We start from the raw sequence: 683 nt of genomic DNA, 5'->3' as shown, positions 1-683 counted from the left end.
GGCATCGCCTTTTTGCTGGGCAAGTTTGGCCGGTTGTTGCTGGCGTCGGCTGTTACCTTGACGTGGTTTGTCGCGTTTTTGGTGGTCGGCGCTATCTTCGGCCGTTCATTGACGGCAACCGTTTTAGTTGTGGTGTGCTTCCTAATCGCTGCGGTTGCCTCGTTCTTGTGGCTGCCGCAGCTTATGCCAGGCGTTTCTGATTGGAAGCGATTTAAGCGGAGAAAAGCTAATCGTCAGGCGCGAGTTGCCGGTTACCACCATGCAGCAGCCATGTCCCTGATCGCACCGCTGGATGCTGAGACTCTGGAATGGGCAATGAAGAATCCTGTCCGCCGCTTGCCTGACGCTCGCTTGGTGGTGACTCCGGAAACGGTAAGCCTTTTTGCTCAGCAGACTGTGGCCGCAACAGATGACACCTTGCAAACAAAAGCTGAGGCTTACGCTCCGGTTCTGAACTGTTCGCCGGATTGGGTACGGGTTGAGCGAATTTCTGCCCAGACTGTCCGGCTAGTGTTCCCTCGGGTGGCACCTGTTGACCGTCTCGCCGTAGCTATCCCTTTCCCGGAACCGGGGCACCCCTGCCCAAGGACAAACGCTGCGACTGATCCCGTCGCGCCGTTGGTTATTGGCCGTCAAGATTCCGGCGCTGATTTTTGTTTGAACCTTGCTGATCGGCAAACGCT

Annotated in this window: 1 protein-coding gene; it reads left to right on the top strand. The window is 56.7% G+C overall.

Features of this window, described 5'->3' with window-relative positions; all coding sequences use genetic code 11:
- Positions 1-683: hypothetical protein (locus CXQ91_RS24960; RefSeq protein ID WP_181039040.1), on the top strand; the 683-nt coding region annotated here is incomplete at both ends.

The sequence above is a fragment of the Arthrobacter sp. Y81 genome, assembly GCF_002929335.1.
Taxonomy (GTDB): domain Bacteria; phylum Actinomycetota; class Actinomycetes; order Actinomycetales; family Micrococcaceae; genus Arthrobacter.
The sequence above is the reverse complement of the archived record's forward strand: the minus strand, read 5'-3'. Positions and strand labels throughout refer to the sequence as shown.